The organism is Streptomyces sp. NPDC058619 (assembly GCF_042717785.1).
Classification (GTDB): domain Bacteria; phylum Actinomycetota; class Actinomycetes; order Streptomycetales; family Streptomycetaceae; genus Streptomyces.
On sequence record NZ_JBHXQN010000001.1, the window covers coordinates 149,917 to 170,444 of the forward strand.

Below are 20,528 nucleotides of genomic sequence, written 5' to 3' on the forward strand. Positions count from 1 at the left end.
CGAAGCGTTGTTGCCGGTCAGAGCGATTGTCAGTGGGGCTCCGTACGGTGGTTCACATGACTGAGCAGGGGGTCCGCTGGACAGCGGAACAGGTACTGGCTCTGGCTCCTGACGATGCCTCGCGCAAGGCGGGGGGCAGACTCGGCGGGGCGGGGTCGTGGTCACAGATCGGAGGTTCCGCTTCCGGTTCTGTATGGGGGTTGTGCAAGGGCAGCGGCAGTACGCCGTACCGGACGGTCGTGGACCTGACGGGCCCGGCGTACACGTGCTCGTGCCCGAGCCGGAAGTTCCCGTGCAAGCACGCGCTGGGACTGCTGCTGCTCTGGTCGGCCGAGGGGGCGGGCGAGCCCGGCGAGGCGCCGGACTGGGCTTCGTCGTGGCTCGCCGGGCGGGGGGAGAGGGCCGCGCGGGCGGCCGCGGGACCGGCCCGTCCGGTGGACGGGGAAGCGGCCCGGCGCCGGGCCGAGCGGCGGGCGGCGCGCGTCGGCGCCGGGGTCGCGGAGCTGGAGCAGCGGCTGACCGACCTGCTCCGCGGAGGCCTCGCGGGCCAGGAGCAGGCGGGGTACGCGGCGTGGGAGGAGACCGCCGCCCGCATGGTCGACGCCCAGGCACCCGGACTGGCGGGGCGGGTGCGGGAGTTGGGGACGATACCCAGTTGCGGCCCCGGCTGGCCCGCACGGATGCTGGAGGAGGCGGCGCTGCTGCACCTGCTGGACCGGGCCTGGTTGGGGGTGGAAGGGCTGCCGGAACAGCTCGCTGCGACCGTGCGCAGCCGAGTGGGACTGCCGGCCTCCGGGGAGGGGGAGGCCGTACGGGACCGCTGGCTGGTGCTGGCCCAGTACGACTCGGTGTCGCCGGACGGCTGGCTCACCACCCGGCGGATCTGGCTGCACGGGCTGGGGGGCGGGCGGCCCGCCATGGTGTTGGACTTCGGTCCGCCGGGGCGGCCGCCCGGGATGGCGCTGCCGGTCGGGCTGGTGCTGGAGGCGGAACTCCGCTTCCGGCCGGGTTCGGCGGGGTTGCGGGCGGACCTCGGTGAGCGTTCCGCGGCGGCGGCGCCGTACGCGGAGGTTCCGGCCGGGGTGACCACGGGGGCGGCGCTGGAGGCGTACGGGGCGGCGCTGCGCCAGGACCCTTGGCTGGAGTCCTGGCCGGTGGTGCTGGGGCCGGTGGTGCCGGTGCCGGGCGAACTCGGCTGGCAGCTGGCGGACGCGCAGGGAACCTGCGCCCTGCCGGTGCCCCTCACCGGGCCGGGCAGCCGGTCCCGCGGGGGCCTGTGGCAACTGGCGGCACTGTCCGGCGGAGGCCCGCTGACCGTGTTCGGCGAGTGCGGTCATCGGGGCTTCACCCCGCTGACGGCCTGGCAGCCGGGCTCGGCCGAGCCCGTCCCGCTGGTCTGACGGGACGGGGAACAAGGGGAAATCGCAGGGGGCCTGGGGGCCCGTATGCCGTCGCCGGAGGCGGCGGGGAGGGGATCGGTACGCGGCGCGGGGGCGCCGTACGGGGAGGGAGCGGCGGCGCGGGGGCGCCGACGTGCGACAACGAGACAGCCGGGGGGCTCTTGTGAACGACAACCACGCCAGCTAGCAGGCGAACGGACCGACGGACGACGGTACACAGACTGCTCCGGTCCCGCGGAGGGGGCGGGACCGGAGCACCGGCACAGGAGAGGGAGGGGTCCGATGGAGAAGCCCGACGAGGAGTACGGGGACTGGGAGGCGCTGGTCGCCGCCGCGCTGCTGGGCACCGACCGGCGGCGGGGCGGGGGCCCCGCCGGCTCGCCTGAGGCACTGCTGGACGCGGCCGCCGTGCACGCCGTACGGCGGCGGGCCGGGCTCCGGCCCGCCGAGGCGGCCGCCCGGCCCGACCCCGCGCCCCGCGATCCGCGTCCGGCCCCGCCGGACGCGGCGCGGCGGCGCCTCGCGCAGCTGCTGGCCGGCCGGACCGCCGGGAGCGGGTCGGGCCGCCGGGGGGCCGCCCCCGACCTGACGGAGCTGCTGCCGCAGTGGCTGGCCGCCGCCGGGCGGCACGGGTACCGCGCACCGGCCGCGCTCGTACCGGCGCTGCTCGACGCCGCCCGGGCCCGTACGGACCTGCGGCCCCAGGCGCTGGCCCTGGCCGGCTCGCGGGGGCTGTGGCTGGCGCGGCTCAACCCCGACTGGCGGTTCGCGCTGCGCGGCGGAGCGGGGGGCGCGGGGGAACTGCCGGCGGCGACCGACCCCGCCGGGGTGGAACGGCTGTGGCAGGAGGGCCTCTTCGCCGAGCGGGTGGCCCTGCTGGGGCGCGTACGGGCACACGAGCCGGCGGCGGCGCTGCGGCTGCTGGAGACGACCTGGACCACGGAACGCGCGGAGGACCGGCTGATGTTCCTGGACTCGCTGCGGACGGGACTGTCCGGGGCGGACGAGCCGTTCCTGGAGGCGGCCCTCGGGGACCGCAGCCGCAACGTCCGGGCGACGGCCGCCGAGCTGCTGTCGGCGCTGCCGCGTTCGGCGCTGGCGGCGCGGATGGCGAAGCGGGCGCTGGCCTGCGTGGGACCCGACGGGGTGGTCCCGCCGGCCGAGTGCGACGCGGGAATGCTGCGGGACGGCGTGGTCAGCCGGCCGCCCGCCGGTCGCGGCGAACGGGCCTGGTGGCTTGGCCAGTTGGTGGAGGCGGCGCCGCTGTCCTGCTGGGGCGGGCGGTTCGGGGGACGCGGACCGGAGGAGATCGTGGCGCTGCCGGTGGCCTCCGGCGAGGGCTGGGCGGAGGAGCTGCACGCGGCATGGTGCCGGGCGGCGGTGCGCCAGCGCGACGCGCCGTGGTCGCGGGCCCTGCTCGGCGCGCCGTCCGCGCCGCCCGCGGCGGGGCCGGGCACGCCGTCCCTGGCGGAGCGGGCGAAGCTGCTGGAGACCCTGCCGGAGAGGGAACGGGCGGCGTGGGTGGCGGAGTTCATACGGGCCCACGGCCTCTCGGAGGCGTTCCAGCTGCTCGGCGTCTGCGTGGTCCCGTGGACCGGGACGCTGGGCCGGGCGGTGGTGGAGGCACTGGACTCGGCACGGGAGGCGGGCAGCTACCCGTGGAGCTTCAGCGGCGTGATGGGCCTGGCGGAACGCTGCCTCGACCCCGCGGAGGCCGGGCCCCTGGAGACCCTGACCGCGGCAGGGCAGGATCCGCCGGACGCGTCGCCGGGGGCCGCCGCGTACTGGGCGGAGGCCTTCCAACGGCTCACGGCCACGATGCGGTTGCGCGCCACGATGCTCGCAGAACTCACCCCGGCCTGACCCCACCACCTCGAACCGGCCCCCTCCCGGCCCCCGGCCCCCGGCCGGGAGCAGACACGAACCCGCACCAGGCCGGGCGCGACGGTGGGACGGAAGGGCGCAAGAGACGCAGCCCGGCGCGGGCGGACGCGGGCGGACGCGGGCGGACGCGGGCGGACGCGGGCGGACGCGGGCTCGGGGCGGAACGAGCCGGCGCAGGCAGGCCGTCCCCGGCGCGGGCACCCGCCCCACGCGGGCCGGATCGGCCACGCACAAACCCGGCCCGCCGCGAGCGCAGGACGGGAAGGGTCCCGAGCCCGACCGGCGCGACCGCAATCGGCCGCATCGGCGCGGCCCGATGCAGCGCGGGCCGACGCGAGCGCAGGACCAAGAACGGGCGCAGGAGGCCGGCCGGACAGACCGGGACGGGCGCAGGAGCCGGATCCGGAGCTGGGGCAAACCCGAACGGGCCGGCCGGAGCAGGCCCGAGCCCAACCGGCGTAAGCGCGCGCAGCTCAGCGGAGGCCGGAACGGACACGAGCCCGAGCAGCGCAAGCGCATGCAGGCGCACCGGCGCAGCGCGCCCCGGTCCGACGCGGCGCACGCAGGACTACGCGCCCCGGTCCGACGCGGCGCAGGACCCGAGCAGGTGTGAGCCCAACCGACGCAACGCAGGACCCGAGCAGGTGCGAGCCCAACCGGCGCGACCCCCGGCGGGCAAGCCCGAACGGGCGCGAGCCCGCAGGCCTGCCCAGCCGGGCGGGACGCGTCGGGGGCGGCCGGGGGTGGCGCACCCGGCCGGAAGGCTACTGGCGGACGTTCCCGCGGACCCAGTCCACGATCGCCGTCGTCGTCGCACCCGGGGTGAAGATCTCGGACACGCCCTTCGCCTTCAGCGGGGCGATGTCGTCCTCCGGGATGATCCCGCCGCCGAACACCTTGATGTCCTCCGCGTCACGCTCCTTGAGGAGTTCCAGGACGCGCGCGAACAGCGTGTTGTGCGCGCCGGAGAGGATCGAGAGGCCGATCGCGTCGGCGTCCTCCTGGATGGCGGTGTCCACGATCTGCTCGGGGGTCTGGTGGAGGCCGGTGTAGATGACCTCCATGCCCGCGTCCCGCAGCGCCCTCGCGATCACCTTGGCACCGCGGTCGTGGCCGTCGAGACCCGGCTTGGCCACCACCACACGGATCGGACCGGTCACACCCATCGCACTGCCTCCCGAGTGAACGAACGTTAAGTACAGCATCGCGCACACCACCGTTTCGCGGTCAACCAGGAGGGGGAAATCACACGTGGGACGGCGTTGATTCACCGGCCGCGCCCCCGCGCCGACAGCCGCACGGCACGGGGGCGCGGCCGGCGTCCGTCCCAAGAGGCTCAGGGGAGGCCTGCGATGGCGCTGTTCATACCCGTGTCCGGCGCCGCGCTGCGGGCGGGCGCGCTCGAGGTGGTCGTGCTGGGCGGGCACCTGCTGCTCTACCCCACCGGCGTGTTCCAGGAGAAGGTCGCCGCCGCGCCGCACGCGACCCACCTCCACGCAACACAGCCGCACGCAACACATCCGCACGCGACACGCCCGGCCGCGACCCGCCCGCCCGTGCTCCTGCTGCACGGGTTCAACGACAACCGCTCCGTCTTCGTCCTGCTGCGCCGCGCCCTCGGGGCGGACGGCCTGCGGCACGTGGAGGCGTACAACTACTCGCCGTTCACCCGCGACCTGCGCGTCACCGCCCGCCACCTCGCCCGGCGCGTCGAGGAACTGTGCGAACGCACCGGTCAGGAGCGGGTGGACCTGGTCGGCCACAGCCTGGGCGGGCTGGTCGGGCGCTACTACGTGCAGCGCCTCGGCGGTGACGCCCGGGTCCGGACGCTCGTCACGCTCGGCACCCCGCACTCCGGCACGCGCGTCGCGCCCTTCATGAACGCGCACCCGCTGGTGCGGCAGATGCGCCCCGACTCCGAGGTGCTGGCGGAGCTGGCCGCGCCCGCGCCCGGCTGCGCGACCAGGTGCGTCGCGTTCTGGAGCGAGTTCGACGCGGTGATGTCCCCCGTCGGGACGGCCCGGATCGAGCATCCGGACCTGCGCGTGGAGAACGTCCACGTCACCGGGATCGGACACCTCGCGCTCCCGGCCCACCCGACGGTCATCGCGGCGGTCCGGCGCGCCCTCGACGGAGCCGCGCCGGCCGTCGCGGCGCTCCCGGAGGCGGCTTCCGTCGCGTAGCCGCTCGGCGTCCACCAGTCGAACGCATTTCGAACTCAAGGCCAAGGCCGCGTCTTTCGGCGACCGAAAGACGGCCGAATGCCCGGTTCCGGGAATACCGGAGTCCGTCGAAGATTGTCGTTGCCAGTAACCGGCGGGTACAGTCGCGCCACTGCTCTCCTCCGGGGAATCTCCCATTCCCCGGCCACCCAGGCCCCCACTGCCGAGGCGAAAGAGAAGTTGGTGAACGACCACCCCCCGTCGGGCCAGTACCCAGATACCGGGTACGACGGCCTGACCACCACCACTTTCGCTGGTGACTCGTCCTACGTTTCCTATGAATCGCAGGGTCAAGGGGTCAACTACGCAACGTACGGCGCCTACGAGACGGGCACGTACGACACCACTGCCTGGACGTCCCAGGACCCGTACCTCTCCACGATCCCGAGCCAGGGCATCCCGGAGGACACGGCGGGCCAGTGGGACGCGAAAGCCTGGAGCACGCAGGGCGCGGAGCACTCCGGCTACGCGACGGAGTACCAGACGCAGTACCAGCAGCCCGCCGCGTCCGGCTACGACACCTCGGCCGAGCAGACCGGCCACTGGGCGGTCCCGGACTACGGGACCAGCATCGGCACCGAGACCGGCGCCTACGACGCCACCACCTGGAACGCCGTCGCGGAGCCCCAGGCCCCGGCACCGTCCCAGCCCGAGCCGGCCTACGGGTACGAGTACGCACAGCACCCGGAGCAGCAGGAGCAGGCGCAGGCGCAGCAGGAGTACGCGCAGCCGGGATACGCGCAGGACTACGCGTACGAGACGTACGAGGCCCCCGCCCCGTACGCCTACGAGACCCCGGCGCCCGCCACCGGCGCCGTCACCGAAGCGGACTTCGCCGAGACGGACTTCGCGCAGTACAGCGAGACCTCCGTCTTCGAGGTGATCTCCGACGCGACGGACGGGCCCGACGCGACCGACGAGACCGACGCGGCGCACGCGGCCGCCGACGGACCCCCCGCGGTCCACGACCTCCCCACCCAGGCCATGCCGGTGACGCCGGCGCCCCCGCGTTCCGCCCGCCGGTCCGCCACCAAGGGCGCCGCCGCGGCCAAGGCCGCCCCCCGGCCGGCCGGCGGTTCAAGCCGTCGCCGCACTCCGGCGAAGCGTTCCGCCCTGCTGACCGTGGCCGTGCCCTCCGCCTGCGTGATGGGTGTCGCGGGCGTCGCCGCCGCCTCCGTCGGCGGTCTCACCGGGACGGAGAAGCCCGCCGAGGAGACCACCACGATGGCCGCGCCCGACCCGGCCTCGGTGAAGCCGGTCGCGGCGAACACCAAGCTCGACACCCAACTGGCGGCGCTCAGCGCCGACGCGGGCGACTTCGCGGACCGCGCGAGCCGCACGCAGGAGCGCATCGACCTGCGCCAGCGCCAGGACGAGGAGAAGAAGAAGAAGGCGGAGGAGGCCGCGGCCAAGGAAGCGGCCCGCCCCAAGTTCTCGCTCCCCGTCGCCCAGCAGGGCCTCAGCGCCAGCTACGGGCAGTCCGGCGGCATGTGGATGTCCGTGCACACCGGCATCGACTTCCCGGTCTCCTACGGAACCCCCGTCATGGCCGCCACCGACGGCACCGTGCGCACCCAGTACAACAGCGCCTACGGGAACATGGCCATAGTGACCTCGGCCGACGGAACCGAGACCTGGTACTGCCACCTCAGCAGCACCAAGATCCGGGGCGGCAAGGTCAAGGCCGGCGAGGTCATCGCCTACTCCGGCAACTCCGGCAACTCCACCGGCCCGCACCTCCACTTCGAGGTACGGCCCGGCGGCGGGGCCTCGATCGACCCCCTGCCGTGGTTCCGCAACCACGGCCTGGACCCCACGTAGCCCCACCGCCAGGCGGCGGGGCCCCCGCCCTACAGCTTCTGCACCGGCGCGTAACGCAGCAGCAGCCGCTTCGGCTTGTCGTCCCCGAAGTCGATGGTGGCCTGCGCGTCCGCGCCCGCTCCCTTGACCTCCATGACGGTGCCGAGCCCGAACTGGTCGTGCGTGACCCGGTCCCCGACCACCAGCGCGACGACCGGCTTGTCCGTCGCCCGGCGCGTGGCGAAGCCGGAGGGGCCCGACTTCGTGCGCGACGAGGACAGGAACGACTCGGGCGAGGTCCCGAAGGTCGCCTTGCCGCTGCCGGAGCCCGACCCGTAGCCCGATCCCGACCCGTAGCCCGAGCCGGAACTGCGCATCGGACCGGCCGGCTTCTGCGAGGCGCCGGTGCGCTTCCACGTCAGGTACTCGGCGGGGATCTCCTCCAGGAACCGCGACGGCGGGTTGTACGAGGGCGTCCCCCACGCGCTGCGCATCGAGGAGCGGGTCAGGTACAGCCGCTCCCGGGCGCGCGTGATCCCGACGTACGCGAGGCGGCGCTCCTCCTCCAGCTCCTTGGTCTGGCCGAGCGCGCGCATGTGCGGGAAGACCCCGTCCTCCATGCCGGTCAGGAAGACCACCGGGAATTCGAGGCCCTTGGCGGTGTGCAGGGTCATCAGCGTGATGACGCCCGAGCCGTCCGTCTCCTCGTCCGGGATCTGGTCGGAGTCGGCGACGAGCGCGACCTGCTCCAGGAACTGGGCGAGCGTCCCGGGCCCGGCGGCCGCGGCCGCCGCGTCGCCCGCGTCGACACCGCCCGCGTCGACACCGTCCGCGCCGCTCGCTCCCGCACCGCCGGGGGCGGCATCCTGAGCGGCGGCGCCGTCTGCGGCGGCCTCGGCCTCCGCCGCCGCGGCCTCGCGCGCCTGCTCGAACTCCAGCGCCACCGCCGCCAGCTCCTGCAGGTTCTCGATCCGCGTCTCGTCCTGCGGGTCGGTCGACGCCTGGAGCTCGGCGAGGTACCCCGTACGCTCCAGCACCGCCTCCAGCACCACCGCCGGGCCCGCGCCGGAGTCGACGATCGTCCGGAGTTCCTCCATCAGCACGTTGAAGCGCTTCACCGCGTTCGTCGAGCGCGCCGCCATGCCGAAGGCCTCGTCCACGCGCCGCAGCGCCTGCGGGAAGGTGATCTTCTCGCGCATGGCGAGCGCGTCGATCATCGCCTCGGCGCGGTCGCCGATGCCGCGCTTGGGCACGTTCAGGATTCGGCGGAGCGGGACGTTGTCCTCGGGGTTCGCGAGGACGCGCAGGTACGCGAGGACGTCGCGCACCTCCTTGCGCTCGTAGAAGCGGACGCCGCCGACGACCTTGTAGGGCAGCCCGACCCGGATGAAGATCTCCTCGAACACGCGCGACTGCGCGTTCGTCCGGTAGAAGATCGCGACGTCGCCGGCCTTGGCGTCGCCCGCGTCCGTCAGCCGGTCGATCTCGTCCGCGACGAACTGCGCTTCGTCGTGCTCGGTGTCCGCGACGTAGCCGGTGATCACCGCGCCCGTGCCGGCCTCGGTCCACAGGTTCTTGGCGCGGCGGTTCTCGTTGCGCTCGATGACCGCGTTGGCCGCGGAGAGGATCGTCTGCGTGGAGCGGTAGTTCTGCTCCAGCAGGATCGTCGTCGCGTCCTGGTAGTCCTCCTCGAACTGGAGGATGTTGCGGATGGTCGCGCCGCGGAAGGCGTAGATCGACTGGTCCGCGTCACCCACCACGCACAGCTCGGCGGGCGGCAGGTCCGGGTAGCCGGTGCCGACCAGCTCGCGCACCAGCGTGTACTGGGCGTGGTTCGTGTCCTGGTACTCGTCGACGAGGACGTGCCGGAAGCGGCGCCGGTAGTGCTCGGCGACGTCCGGGAAGGCCTGGAGCAGGTGGACGGTGGTCATGATGATGTCGTCGAAGTCCAGCGCGTTGGCCTCGCGCAGGCGGCCCTGGTACATCGCGTACGCCTGGGCCAGGGTCTTCTCGAAACCGTCGGCGGCCTGGTCGGCGAAGGCTTCCTCGTCGATCAGCTCGTTCTTCAGGTTGGAGACCTTGGCGTTGAAGGCCTTCGGCGGGAACTTCTTCGGGTCCAGGTCCAGGTCCCGGCAGACGAGCGCCATCAGCCGCTTGGAGTCGGCCGCGTCGTAGATCGAGAACGAGGAGGTGAAGCCGAGGCGCTTGGACTCGCGGCGCAGGATGCGCACGCACGCGCTGTGGAAGGTGGACACCCACATGGCGTTGGCGCGCGGGCCGACCAGGCTCTCGACGCGCTCCTTCATCTCGCCGGCGGCCTTGTTGGTGAAGGTGATCGCCAGGATCTGGCCGGGGTGGACCTGCCGCGCCGACAGCAGGTGCCCGATGCGGTGGGTCAGCACCCGGGTCTTGCCGGAGCCCGCGCCGGCCACGATGAGCAGCGGGGAGCCCGCGTGCACCACGGCGGCCTTCTGCTCGGTGTTGAGGCCTTCGAGGAGCGTCGCCGGGTCGATGACGGGCCTGGGGGCACCGTCCCGGTAGTACGCGTCCCCGGACATGGGCATGTCGAACCGGCCACCGAAGAGATCGTGCGCGCCCGATTCCGGGGCGGCGTGATCCTCGGGCGGCGGGGGGACCTCGTCGGAGGGGGTGAAGTCCGCCAGGAAACTGTCGTCAAAGAGGCTGCTCATCGCCATCCGAGTCTAGGGGGCGGGACCGACAGCCGGTCCCGGGCCCGGAAAATCGCGGAATCCGGCCCGGGAACCCTGCCCGCTACGCCCCCGCGTCGTTGAGGACGAGCTCCAGCAACCCGGGGAACCGGGACTCCAGGTCGTCGCGGCGCAGCACGAGGAAGAGCTTGCGGCCTCGGGGCCGCTGGCAGATCACCCCGCTCTCGCGCAGGGCCTTGAGGTGGTGGGTGACGCTCGACCTGGGCAGGTCCGGCACGACCTCGCCGCAGAAGGCCTCCTCGCCGGAGGCCAGCCTGCGGACGATCTCCAGCCGGACGGGGTGGCCGAGCGCCGCGAGCACGTCGACCAGGGCGATGCGGTCGGCGGCGGGGTGGGCCGGTTCGGCGGCAGTGACAGCCATGGACCCACTGTACGGAAATTTCGTACGGACCGGCCACCACCCCTGTCGGACCATTCGAAAATCTCATACAGTCGCCACATCGTTCGAAAACTTCGTACGGTCATTCCCTCCAGGACACCAGGACACCCCCATGCCCGCGCACTCCCCCCTCCCGCTCGACGACGCCTCCCTCGCCGCCTCCCTCGACGGCGGGTTCACCAGCCGCCGCGCCGAGGTCAACGGCACCCGCCTGCACTTCGTGGACAGCGGCCCCGGGAGCGCCGGAGAACCCCTCGTGCTCCTCGGCGGCTGGCCCCAGACCTGGTGGCAGTGGCACAAGGTGATGCCGGCCCTGGCCCGCCGCCACCGGGTGATCGCGGTGGACCTGCGCGGCATGGGCGGCTCCGACAAGCCCGTCGGCGGGTACGACAAGAAGACGATGGCCTCGGACGTCCACGCCCTCCTCGACCACCTGTCCATCGAATCGGCGCACCTCGCCGGGCACGACATCGGTGCGATGGTCGCCTACGCCCACGCCGCCAACCACCCCGCGGCGACCCGCCGCGTCGCCCTCCTCGACGTGGCCCACCCGGACGAGGACTGGGCCCGGATGACCCTGCTCCCGCAGCCCGGGGTCATCCACCTGTGGTGGTTCGCCCTCAACCAGGTGCACGGCCTGCCCGAGCAGCTCCTCGCCGGCCGCTACCACCACCTCCTGGACTGGCTGTTCACCCACGGCGCCGCCGATCCGGCCGCCGTCGACGCGCATTCCCGCGCGGTGTACGCCCTCGCGTACGACTCCCCGGACGCGATCCGGGCCGGCAACGACTGGTACCGGACCTTCGGCCGGGACATCGCCGACCTCGCCACGTACGCCCCGGTGACCAGCCCGCTGCTCGCCCTCGGCGGCGAGCACAGCAACTACGAATTGCTCGCCCGCGCCGTCCCGGCGCTGGGCACCGACACCCGCGTCGTCCGCGTCGACGGCAGCGGCCACTACCTCCCGGAGGAGCAGCCGGAGGCCGTCGTCGCCGAGCTCACGCGATTCTTCGGCTGATCACACCGCGTCGGACCGGCGGTGGTCAATATCCTCACCGCCGCCCTCCGGCGCCGATCCGCTCCGGTCCGGAGCGGCCGCATCCGGCCGTATCGGGCCACTTGTGATCACCCGTCATCTGCCCGTTACCTCCGGGTCTAGCGTCCTCCTCCAGCAAGCACCGACAGAGGAAGGACGTGAGGCCCGCGTGGCCAGTCACCGAAAGCCCAGGCAGCGCCCGTTCTCCGGCGGCACCGTACGGACCGCCGCCACCCTCGCCCTCGCGGGCGCTGCCACCGCCACCGCGTTCGAAGGCACCTCCCAGGCCGACCCCCGGCCCACCCCCGCCCAGGTCGAGGCGGAGGTGAACCGGCTCTACGAGGAGGCCGAGGCCGCGACCGAGCGGTACAACGGGGCGAAGGAACAGGCGGACGAGGCCGAGCGGGCGCTGACCGGTCTGCGCGACGAGACCGCCCGCAGGACCGACCGGCTCAACACCGCCCGCGGCGCGCTCGGCACCCTGGCCGCCACCCAGTACCGCGGCGGCTCCCTGGGCAGCGCCGTACGGCTGGCGCTGTCCGCCGACCCGCAGGAGTACCTGGCCCAGGCCGCCTTCATCGCCCGCGCCGGCGACCGCAACGCCGCCGGGATCACCGCCGTGCGCCGCGGGCTGGACGAGGTCGGGAAACTGCGGACCCAGGCCGCCGGGCGGGCCTCCGACCTGCGGGCCAGGCGGGACGAACTCGCCGGGCACAAGGCCGAGGTCGAGGCCAAGCTCGCCGCCGCCCGGCAGCAGCTGGCCAAGCTCACCGCCGAGGAGCGGGCGGCCTACGAGGCGCGCACCGCCGCCGCCTCCGCTCCCGCTGCCGCCCCTCCCGCGGCCGCGGGAGCCGTACCCGCGCGGCGCGCGGCCCCGGCGCCGTCCGACGGTTCGCGCGCCGCCCGCGCCGTGGCCTTCGCGTACGGGGCGGTCGGCAAGCCGTACGTCTGGGGCGCGACGGGCCCCGGGTCCTTCGACTGCTCGGGGCTGACCCAGGCGGCCTGGCGGTCGGCCGGGGTCGCGCTCCCCCGCACCACGTACACCCAGATCAACGCCGGCCGCCGCGTCTCCCGCGACCAGCTGGCCCCCGGCGACCTGGTGTTCTTCTACTCCGGCATCACGCACGTGGGCCTGTACATCGGCAACGGTCAGATGATCCACGCGCCGCGTCCGGGCTCGACGGTCCGGGTCGCCCCGCTCGACTCGATGCCCTGGGCCGGCGCCTCGCGCCCCGCCTAGCCCACGCCTAGCCCGTCCCTGACCTGCCCGGCGGCGCCGAGCTGTGCCCGGCTCTGCCCGTCCTGGTTACGGCGCCTTGACCTGCGTGGTCAGCCAGCCGAAGGTCTGCGGCAGCTGCTTGGACCACGATTCGAGGTTGTGGCCGCCGGTCACCTTCTCCGCGTGCACCACGGTCGGGCTCTTCGCCGCGCCCTTGAGGTCCATGCCCGACAGGTAGCCGTCGTTCTGGGCCCCGGACATCCACAGGGAGACGGCGGGCGGCGCCGGCGCCGCCTTGAGCAGGTTCAGCAGGTTGTGGGTGCGGCGCAGCTCCGGGTCCTGGGCGACCAGCGAGGACGGCTCCTGGCCCGGGTCGTTGTACCCGGACAGCGAGACGGCCGCGGCGTAGCGGTCGGGGTGGGCGATGGCCAGCTTGGCGGCGCAGTACGCGCCGGCCGAGTACCCGGCCACACCCCAGGTGCGCGCCTCGTCCGACGCCCGGAAGTTGTCGACGACCATCTTGCGGACATCGACGCTGAACCAGCTGTCCGCGTTGACCTTGCCGGGCAGGTTGGCGCAGCCGGTGTCGCCGTTGCCGAGCAGCATGGCGCGCGGCGAGACGAGGATGAACGGCTGCACCGTGCCGCTCTTCATCAGCGGCTCCAGCACCTCGTGCGCCTTGAGTCCCTGGAACCAGGACTTGCCCGTCCCCGGGATGCCGGGGATCAGCTCGACCACCGGGAACTTCTTGTCCTTGTAGGCCGGGTCGTCGTACTGCGGCGGCAGCCACACCAGGACGTCGCCCTTGACCCCGGAGACCTTTCCGTCGAGCTCGGTCTTCTGGACCCGGCCGCCGAGGCCGTCCACCGGCTGGAACTGCTGGCGGACCTTCGGCGCCTCCTGCGTCTTCTTCCCGCCGAGCCCGTCCGGGCCGAGGTCGGGGGCGGCGGTGACGTACTTCCCGGTGCCGAGCAGGTCGCCCCAGGAGGTGTAGAAGTTCATGTCCCGGTTGATGCCTATGAACACCAGCGCGACGGCGGTGGCCTGCGCGAAGACGAGCATCGTGCCGCGGGTGGCGACGCGCACGGCGGCGGGGCCGCGCACCCTGCTCCACACGGTCAGCGGCAGGACGACGGCGATCACGGTCAGGGCGACCGCCGCCGCGAAGAGGGGGGTCCCCGTCAGGCTCATCACGCCATTGAAGAGGGCGGCGCCGCGCCTTCCGGTTGCCCTCTCCCCCTGCGGCGTGGATCACACGCCCGGACCGGACCGGCCCGGACCGGGCAGCTCGGACCGTCCCGGCAGCTCGGACCGCCCCGCGGGTCAGACCGCCCCGCGGATCAGACCAGCCGGCGGGCCGTGGCCCAGCGGGTCAGCTCGTGCCGGTTGGACAGCTGGAGCTTCCTGAGCACCGCCGAGACGTGCGACTCGACCGTCTTCACCGAGATGAAGAGCTGCTTGGCGATCTCCTTGTACGCGTACCCGCGCGCGATCAGCCGCAGCACCTCGCGCTCCCGCTGCGTGAGCCGGTCCAGGTCCTCGTCCACCGGCGGGGCGTCCGTCGAGGCGAACGCGTCGAGCACGAAGCCCGCCAGCCGCGGCGAGAACACCGCGTCGCCCTCCTGCACCCGGAAGACCGAGTCCACCAGGTCGGTGCCGGTGATGGTCTTGGTGACGTAGCCGCGCGCGCCGCCCCGGATGACCCCGATGACGTCCTCGGCGGCGTCCGACACCGACAGCGCGAGGAAGCGCACCGGGTTCTCGGCGGCCCCCATCAGCGGGGCGCAGCGGCGCAGCACCTCGACGCCCCCGCCGCCGGGCAGGTGCACGTCGAGCAGGACCACCTCGGGCCGGGTGGCGGTGATGACGGTGACGGCCTGGTCGACGTCGGCCGCCTCGCCGACGACCTCGACGCCGGTGCGGTCGGTCTCGCCGATCTCGGCCTGCACTCCGGTGCGGAACATGCGGTGGTCGTCGACGAGGACCACCCGGACCCGCCTGGTCGGTGCCGCGCCTGTGTTCTCGTCGGACATGCTGCCTCCGGTCATGCTGCTTTCGCCGCCCTCTCCATCTCCAGTTCGACTTCGGTGCCGCCGTCGGGAGCGGACCGCAGCCGAGCGGTCCCGCCGTTGCGCTGCATCCGGCCGATGATCGATTCTCGTACGCCCATGCGGTCGTCCGGTACCGCGTCGATGTCGAAGCCGGGCCCGCGGTCCCGTACGGACACGAACACCGTCTGCCCCTCCACCTCGGCGTAGACCTGCACCGGCCCGCCCTCGCCACCGTACTTGGCGGCGTTGACCATCGCCTCGCGCGCGGCCTGGACCTGCGCCGCCAGCCTCTCGTCCAGCGGGCAGTCGCCGACGACGACGACCTCGATGGGCACCCCGTGGTGGTCCTCCACCTCGGCGGCGGTCTTCTTCACGGCCTCCGCCAGCGTCGTGGGCTCCTCGGCCTCGTCCTTGCCGGTGCCCTCGGGCTTGTACAGCCAGTTCCGCAGCTCGCGCTCCTGGGCCCGGGCCAGGCGGCGCACCTCGCCGGCGTCCTCCGCGCCCCGCTGGATCAGGGTGAGGGTGTGCAGCACCGAGTCGTGGACGTGGGCGGCGACCTCGGCGCGCTCCTGGGCGCGGATGCGCATCAGGCGTTCCTCGGAGAGGTCCTGCGTCATCCGGATCAGCCAGGGTCCGGCGAGCAGGGCGACGCCGACGAGGACGGCGAGGGTGGCGGTGAGGACGTTGCCCAGCTGGGCGGCCGATCCCCGTACGACGATGAAGACGGTCAGGCCCACGCCGACGAGGACGACGCCGGCGAGCGCCCGGGCGGTCTGGAGCAGGCGGGCGTGCCGTCCGGCGGCGGCGTTCCAGTGGGCGCGGCGGGCGTTGTCGGCCTGGCGCCACACGAGGACCACGCCGGCGCCGACGAGCAGTGTCGGCCACACGTACCGGCCGGACTCGCCGCCGAGCTGGACCTTGGAGATGAAGATGCCGGCGCCGATGAACAGGGCGATCAACGCGGTGATCTGCCCGCGGTCGGGTTTGCGCAGCCGGCGGGTGCCGTCGGCGCAGGTCTCCCAGAGGGAGCCGTTCGCGGTCCGGCCGCCGACGCCGAGCGGTACGAACACCCAGAACGCGGCGTACAGCAGGACGCCGAGGCCGTCCCCGAACATGAAGAGGCCGAGGAACGCCAGCCGGACCCAGATCACGGGCAGTCCGAGGTGGCCGGCGAGCCCGCGCGCGACCCCGCCGAGCATCCGGCCGTCGGCGCTGCGGTAGAGCCTGCGCTGCGGTGCGGGCTCGGGCAGGGGTTCCGATGCGTGCGGGGTGCGGGGTGCGGCGGCTGCGGGCATGTCACTGATGGTCACACGCGCGGAGGGGGCCCGGCATCAGGGCATCCCCCCAGTTCCGTCGGGGGGATATCAGGGTTGCGCCAGGGTCGGGCCGGGTGCCGCGGGGCGCCGCGGCCCGTCACCATGGACGCATGACCGAAGTACACGACGCCCCGCCGGCGGACCCCGCGGCCGCACCGCCCCCGGCGGCCCGGCCGCCCCTGCGCCGCGCCAGGCGCGACAAGGTCCTCGCGGGCGTGTGCGGGGGGCTGGGCCGGCACTTCGACCTGGACCCGGTGGTCTTCCGGATCTTCCTCGGCGTCCTCGCGGTCACCGGCGGCGTCGGCCTGATCTTCTACGGCTTCGCGTGGCTGCTGCTCCCGCCGGAGGGCGAGGAGGAGAGCGAGGCGAAGAAGCTGCTGACCGGCCGGGTCGAGGGCGCCACCCTCGCGGCGGTGTTCGCCGCCCTGGTGGGCTGCGCGCTGTTCCTGTCGATGCTGGACAACGGCGAGATGGCGGTCTTCTCGATCCTGGTCATCCTGGCGCTGGGCGTCGCCTCGTACTGGTCGCAGCGGCGCCGGGTCGCCACCCCCGAGGCGGAGGCCCCCGCCTCGCAGCGGCCGGCGCACTCGCCGGCCCCGCCGGAGACGAAGGCGCCGCCCGCCCCGGGCGGCCCGTCGTGGTGGCGGGATCCGCTGGTCAAGGACGGCACCACCGGCCCGGTCGGCGGGACGGGGTACCTGTGGGGGCCCGACGACGAGGGGGTCGACGCCCGGAGCGGCGCCGCGGCGGCGCCGGCCGCGCCCTCCGTCCCGGTCCGCCCGCGCGGCGGCATCGGGGGCCGGGTGTTCGTCCTGGCCGTGCTGGCCGGGGCCGGGGCCGCGTCCTCCGTATGGGAGGGCGGCACTATGACCCACGCCCTGCAGATCGGGCTGGCCTCGGCCCTGGCCGTGTTCGGCCTCGGGCTCGCGGTCAGCTCGTTCAAGGGGCGTACGGGCTTCGGCACGTTCCTCCTCGCACTCCTCACCGCCGGGCTGCTGGCGGGCGCGTCGGCGCTGCCCGCCGAGATCGGCACGGACTGGCGCCGGGTCGACTGGCGGCCGGCCGCGGTGGCCGACGTACGGCCCTCGTACGAGGCGGGCACCGGGCTCGCCACGCTGGACCTGAGCCGGCTGGACGTTCCGAAGGGGACCACCGTGGCGGTCCGCGCCTCCCTGGACGCGGGCCGGCTGAAGGTGATCGTGCCGCGGGAGGTGACGGCCGTGGCCGACGTGTCGGTCCGGTTCGGCGACATCCACCTGCCCGGTGAGACCAGCCGGGACTTCCGTGTCCGCCGCGGCGGCGAGACCCAGGGGGCGACGCTGCCCCCCTCCCCCGGCACCGAGGCCGGCGGGACGATCGAGCTGCACCTGGACACGGGTGTGGGACAGGTGGAGGTGGCCCGTGCGGCGTCATGAATTCCAGCCGGGACGGCTCCTGGCGGGGCTCGTCCTGATCGCCGCGGGCGTGCTCTACCTGCTCGACGCGACCGGCCGGGCCGATCTGCCGTGGTTCCTGGTCATCCCTATGACCGTGGGCGGGCTGTCGCTCGCCGCACTGCTCGGGATGGTGACCTACGCCGTGCGCAGGGACCGCCGCGAACGGATCAGCGCGTCGAGCGACCAGTAGGGGGCTCCGGCGATGATCAGCGGGGTCCAGGCCATCAGGTAGACCAAATCGTTGCCGTAGTAGTACGGGGACACCGCCCAGGAGACGGTGAGCCAGAGGCTGAGCGCGATCAGCGCTCCGCCGAGGGCCGCGATCCGGGTCAGCAGGCCGGCCAGGACCCCGAGGCCGACCAGGAGCTCCCCGAGGGCGATGACCGTCCCGAAGGCCACGGGGGCCTCCAGCGCCATGTCCACCATGGCCGGGATCGCGGAGCTGTCGCGCACGCCGCGCATCTGGTCGCCGATGGAACCGTCGCCGGTGGCGGCGAGGAAGGCGGAATCGGTCAGCTTGTCCAGGCCGGCGTAGACGAAGGTCACGCCGAGGAAGATCCGCAGGGGCAGCAGCGCGTACCGGGTCGCGCGCTCCTTCAGCGGGGAGGGCTTCGACGGGGCGACGTCAAGTACATCGGTTCGATTCACGCGACATGTGTACCCCGATCACTCGGCCACGTCGATGGTGCAGCGGTTGGATTCCACTCCTGCGGCGGTCACCACTTGGACGTCCACGCGCCCAGGTTCCACTTCCGCCGGCACGGGCACCGTCAGCACGGCGTCCGAGGGGTTGGTGAACCCGCCCGCCACCGGGACCAGCGGCACGTGCACGTGCACCGCCCCGATCCGTACGACCAGCCGGGCCAGCATCTCCGGGGTCTGCGCCCCGGGCGGCACGAAGCCCACCCCGCGGATCTCGATGTCGTCCCCGGGGCGGACGGCGGCGTCCAGGTCCCCGGGCTCCCGCCTGCGCACCACCGACAGCACGAGCGGGCGGCTGCCCTCCGCGTACTTGGCCGCCAGGTAGACGGCGGCCGACAGCGCCACCAGCAGGGCCAGCGCCCACGGCAGCCGGGGCAGCCGGTCCGGGAAGCGGGCCAGCGACACCGCCGCGTGGACCAGCACCACCGCCGAGACCAGGACGTACTGCGCGTCGGGGAAGGAGCCGCGCCCCGCGTCGTCGGTGAGCAGGTCCGCCCCGCGCGGCCGGTCCGCGGGCAGCTTCTGCAGCCGCTGGCCCATGATGCGTACGGAGACCACCCGGCGGACCAGTACGGCCACCGTCGAGGTCAGCGCGACGACCGCCAGCAGCGGCAGCGCGCCCTCCAGGGCGAACCCCGCGTACAGGGCCTGCCGCTCGGGGCCGGGCACCGACGCCGCCAGCCGCAGCGCGGGCAGCAGCGCGGCGAACCCCGCCAGCAGCACCCAGGCGCTCGGCACGGCCTTGGAGGTGGAGAGCCGGTTGTCCTCGCCGACCAGCGGTGCCAGCAGCCCGCCGCGCACGGACTGGGCGCGCGCCGCGAGGGTGAGCAGCCCCGCGAGCAGCAGGGCCGCCAGCAGCCCGGCGGTGCGCGCGGTGGACCATCCGGTGCCGAGCGCGGCGGCGACCTGGACCAGCAGCAGGACGCCGGCGGCGATCCAGACGGCGAGCACGGCCCTTTGGGAGAACCGGTACAGCCAGGAGTTCCCGGCCTCCCGGCCCCGGTCGGCGACGGTGCGGGCCGACAGGGTCAGCTCGTCGGAGACCCACTGCCGGGACGCGCCGAGGGAGTGGGCGACGGCGGCCGGCACGCCGTGGCCGGCGGCGAACTCGTCCCGCTTCTCCAGGAACGCGGCGACGGCGCGCCGGTGCCCTTCCCGTGCGCACTCCTCGCAGGCGCAGGCAGTGGTGTGGGTACTTCGGGAGATCTCTTGGACAGCCACGTGCGTGCCGCCTCTCTGAACTACGGTGCAATGCCAGCGAATTGTGCACCACTGCGGCAGTGCTCCGGATTGCGCACGATGTCAGAGCAGGTGATTAGCGGTTCATGATGTTGACGCCACCGGTCGCGGGGCCGTCTGGCGCAACGGCTGGTAGTTCGCCCAGGCGGCCAGATCGGACCCGAACCGCTCGCGCATGAGCACCGCCCCGCGGTGGTCGACGGGCACCGGTTTCCCGGCCGCCCGCGCGGTCAGCTGCACCTGCGCCGCCCGCTCGGCCGCGACGAACCACCAGACGGCGGCATCGACCGTGTCACCGACCGTCAGCAGTCCGCGGTTGCGCAGGATCAGCGCCTTGTACGGTCCCAGCGCCCGCCCGATGCGGCGCGGGTCCTCGACCCCGGCGCACTCGTCGAGGAGCGCGTGGTCCCCGTAGAAGGCGCAGGCCTCCTGGGTGATCGGGGCCAGCAGTTCGCCGAGCGCGGCCAGCGCCCTGCCGTACGGGCCCTGCGCGCGGACGACGGCCACCGCCCCGGGGCGCTCCCGGTGGACGGCAGCGTGCACGGCGAAGGCCAGGTCGTTGACGCGGCGCCCGCCCTGGAGCACCCGTCCGTCCCCGTCGACCAGCAGCAGGTCGTCGGGGGTCAGCGTGGCGAAGGCCCGGCCGAAGGGGTTCACCCAGTAGCAGTCCTCGAACTCCGGGTCCCGCGCGCTGACGTGCCCGGCGACCCCGTCCTCGTACCCGAGGGCGCCCAGCAGTCGCAGCGCCTCGGCGAGACGCTCCTTGCGGTGGGCGCGCTCGTCGGCGGGGTCCGCGTGCTCGGGCGGCATGTCGAAGCGCAGCCGGTCCACCGGCACCGGGCCGGGCCGCGTGCCGGGGCGCGTGTCCGGCACCGGGCCGGGGCCTGTGTCCGCCGCCGCCGTCTCGTCGGCCATCGCTCGCTCTCCTCGTCGGTCGTCCGCGCACCGCCGCTCGTCGGCGCAAGGTACTGGCCGCCGCGCGAGGAGAACAGGGCCGCGCACCGGCGAAAACGGCGGCGGGGCCGGCCCCCCCGGGGGGGGGGGGGGGGCCGCCGCCGCGGCGCCGGGGGGCGGGCCCCGCCCCCACCCCCGCGGGGGGACCCGGGGGGGGGACG

General features: G+C 74.1%; 17 protein-coding genes. 8 read left to right on the plus strand and 9 right to left on the minus strand.

Features of this window, described 5'->3' with window-relative positions:
* Positions 1-56: 56 nt before the first annotated feature.
* Entirely contained in the window at positions 57-1,400 is a 1,344-nt protein-coding gene (locus ACFWTC_RS00730; RefSeq protein WP_384025947.1) for an SWIM zinc finger family protein, read from the plus strand.
* Between the two features lie 282 nt (positions 1,401-1,682).
* Positions 1,683-3,263, plus strand: coding sequence for a DUF5691 domain-containing protein (locus ACFWTC_RS00735; protein WP_384025944.1), 1,581 nt, complete (start codon positions 1,683-1,685; stop codon positions 3,261-3,263).
* A 785-nt stretch (positions 3,264-4,048) separates the two neighbouring features.
* Here the strand turns inward: ACFWTC_RS00735 and ACFWTC_RS00740 are convergent.
* A complete protein-coding gene (locus tag ACFWTC_RS00740; RefSeq protein WP_384025941.1) occupies positions 4,049-4,450 on the minus strand; it encodes a cobalamin B12-binding domain-containing protein in 402 nt (133 codons plus the stop codon).
* Positions 4,451-4,636: 186 nt separating this feature from the next.
* Between ACFWTC_RS00740 and ACFWTC_RS00745 the strand changes: the two genes are divergently transcribed.
* Positions 4,637-5,467 (plus strand): esterase/lipase family protein, encoded by an 831-nt coding sequence (locus tag ACFWTC_RS00745; RefSeq protein ID WP_383917544.1) that lies wholly within the window; start codon positions 4,637-4,639, stop codon positions 5,465-5,467.
* A 78-nt stretch (positions 5,468-5,545) separates the two neighbouring features.
* On the plus strand, positions 5,546-7,327 hold the full coding sequence (locus ACFWTC_RS00750; protein ID WP_384025938.1) for a peptidoglycan DD-metalloendopeptidase family protein: 1,782 nt from the start codon (positions 5,546-5,548) through the stop codon (positions 7,325-7,327).
* A gap of 29 nt (positions 7,328-7,356) precedes the next feature.
* On the opposite strand, the gene ACFWTC_RS00755 is transcribed toward ACFWTC_RS00750, so the two are convergent.
* On the minus strand, positions 7,357-9,996 hold the full coding sequence (locus tag ACFWTC_RS00755) for an ATP-dependent DNA helicase (protein WP_383917550.1): 2,640 nt from the start codon (positions 9,994-9,996) through the stop codon (positions 7,357-7,359).
* Positions 9,997-10,078: 82 nt separating this feature from the next.
* Positions 10,079-10,396, minus strand: coding sequence for an ArsR/SmtB family transcription factor (locus ACFWTC_RS00760; protein ID WP_383917553.1), 318 nt, complete (start codon positions 10,394-10,396; stop codon positions 10,079-10,081).
* Between the two features lie 130 nt (positions 10,397-10,526).
* On the opposite strand from ACFWTC_RS00760, the gene ACFWTC_RS00765 reads away from it, so the two are divergent.
* Positions 10,527-11,432 (plus strand): alpha/beta fold hydrolase, encoded by a 906-nt coding sequence (locus ACFWTC_RS00765; RefSeq protein ID WP_383917555.1) that lies wholly within the window; start codon positions 10,527-10,529, stop codon positions 11,430-11,432.
* A gap of 187 nt (positions 11,433-11,619) precedes the next feature.
* Positions 11,620-12,690, plus strand: coding sequence for an NlpC/P60 family protein (locus tag ACFWTC_RS00770; RefSeq protein ID WP_384025936.1), 1,071 nt, complete (start codon positions 11,620-11,622; stop codon positions 12,688-12,690).
* Between the two features lie 66 nt (positions 12,691-12,756).
* On the opposite strand, the gene ACFWTC_RS00775 is transcribed toward ACFWTC_RS00770, so the two are convergent.
* From ACFWTC_RS00775 to ACFWTC_RS00785, 3 genes are all read right to left on the minus strand, one after another.
* Positions 12,757-13,860 carry an alpha/beta hydrolase gene (locus tag ACFWTC_RS00775; RefSeq protein ID WP_383917561.1) on the minus strand — a complete coding sequence of 368 codons (1,104 nt, stop codon included), beginning with the start codon at positions 13,858-13,860 and terminating at the stop codon, positions 12,757-12,759.
* A gap of 149 nt (positions 13,861-14,009) precedes the next feature.
* Positions 14,010-14,702, minus strand: a complete 693-nt coding sequence (locus ACFWTC_RS00780) for a LuxR C-terminal-related transcriptional regulator (protein ID WP_383917564.1) — start codon at positions 14,700-14,702, stop codon at positions 14,010-14,012.
* An 11-nt stretch (positions 14,703-14,713) separates the two neighbouring features.
* Positions 14,714-16,015: a PspC domain-containing protein gene (locus ACFWTC_RS00785; RefSeq protein ID WP_383917567.1), complete on the minus strand. Its 1,302-nt coding sequence runs from the start codon at positions 16,013-16,015 to the stop codon at positions 14,714-14,716.
* 131 nt (positions 16,016-16,146) lie between these two features.
* On the opposite strand from ACFWTC_RS00785, the gene ACFWTC_RS00790 reads away from it, so the two are divergent.
* Both ACFWTC_RS00790 and ACFWTC_RS00795 read left to right on the plus strand, forming a co-directional pair.
* A complete protein-coding gene (locus ACFWTC_RS00790) occupies positions 16,147-17,451 on the plus strand; it encodes a PspC domain-containing protein (RefSeq protein ID WP_384025933.1) in 1,305 nt (434 codons plus the stop codon).
* Positions 17,438-17,662, plus strand: coding sequence for a hypothetical protein (locus ACFWTC_RS00795; protein ID WP_383917573.1), 225 nt, complete (start codon positions 17,438-17,440; stop codon positions 17,660-17,662). The genes ACFWTC_RS00790 and ACFWTC_RS00795 overlap by 14 nt, the downstream gene beginning before the upstream one ends.
* Here ACFWTC_RS00795 and ACFWTC_RS00800 read toward each other — a convergent pair.
* From ACFWTC_RS00800 to ACFWTC_RS00810, 3 genes are all read right to left on the minus strand, one after another.
* Positions 17,608-18,120 (minus strand): DoxX family protein, encoded by a 513-nt coding sequence (locus ACFWTC_RS00800; RefSeq protein WP_383917575.1) that lies wholly within the window; start codon positions 18,118-18,120, stop codon positions 17,608-17,610. The genes ACFWTC_RS00795 and ACFWTC_RS00800 overlap by 55 nt on opposite strands.
* Positions 18,121-18,138: 18 nt before the next feature.
* On the minus strand, positions 18,139-19,395 hold the full coding sequence (locus ACFWTC_RS00805) for a hypothetical protein (RefSeq protein ID WP_383917578.1): 1,257 nt from the start codon (positions 19,393-19,395) through the stop codon (positions 18,139-18,141).
* Between the two features lie 102 nt (positions 19,396-19,497).
* On the minus strand, positions 19,498-20,328 hold the full coding sequence (locus ACFWTC_RS00810) for a class II aldolase/adducin family protein (protein ID WP_383917581.1): 831 nt from the start codon (positions 20,326-20,328) through the stop codon (positions 19,498-19,500).
* Between the last annotated feature and the right edge of the window lie 200 nt (positions 20,329-20,528).